This window comes from Ralstonia sp. TCR112, assembly GCF_007997035.1.
GTDB classification, from domain to species: domain Bacteria; phylum Pseudomonadota; class Gammaproteobacteria; order Burkholderiales; family Burkholderiaceae; genus Ralstonia; species Ralstonia edaphi.
Genome location: NZ_VOSS01000196.1, coordinates 1 through 699 on the forward strand (window position 1 = coordinate 1; position 699 = coordinate 699).

The 699-nt window shown below is 68.1% G+C and carries 1 protein-coding gene and 1 pseudogene; both read right to left on the reverse strand.

Annotated features, from left to right (window positions below; translation table 11 throughout):
- Nucleotides 1–191 (reverse strand): annotated as a pseudogene (locus FUT88_RS25230) (MFS transporter); the annotation flags it as partial.
- A gap of 30 nt (nucleotides 192–221) precedes the next feature.
- A partial coding sequence (locus tag FUT88_RS25235; protein ID WP_186829385.1) for an isocitrate lyase/phosphoenolpyruvate mutase family protein occupies nucleotides 222–699 on the reverse strand: 478 nt, incomplete at its 5' end.

Consider the following 699-nt stretch of genomic DNA (forward strand, 5'->3'; position numbering starts at 1 on the left):
CCCAGGCCTTCGATCAGTCCGACCGACAACGCACTGGCGCCTAGCGCCGACACCATGAACAGCGGCAGCAGGCTGTGGATCATCTCGGAGGCAATGTCCATCAGCAGGCTGACGCAGCCCAGCACCCAGATGCCGGCGGGAATCTGGCGCAGGCCGCCGGGCGGCTTGGTGTCGGTCGGGGAGGGTGCCATGGACGATTGGTTTTCCTTCGATCGAGAGCGTCAGGCGAACGGCGCGAAGAGGCTGTTGAGCTTGGCGCCGCTGGCGGCATCGCGCGCGAAGGCGAACGTGCCGGTGGTGCGCAACTCTTCCGCCGCCCGCAGGAATGCACCCATGGCAACGCGTGCCAGCGTGCCTCCCACGCTGATGCGCTTGACGCCCAATTCCGTCAACTTGGCCACGCTGAGGTTGCCGTCGGCGAAGCCCATCAGCACGTTGAGCGGCCGATCGATCTCGCGCAGCACGGTGGCGATTTCGTCGCGCGTTTTCAGGCCCGGGGCGTAGAGCACGTCGGCGCCGGCGTCCTGAAAGGCCTGCAGGCGGCGGATCGTGTCGGCCAGGTCGTTGCGACCGTGCAGGTGGTTTTCGGCGCGGGCGGTCAGCGTGAACGGAAACGGCAACGCGCGCGCAGCCTCCACCGCAGCGCGCACGCGGTCGACCGAAGCTTCCAGCGAGTAGATCGGCGCGTCTGCGCGGCCC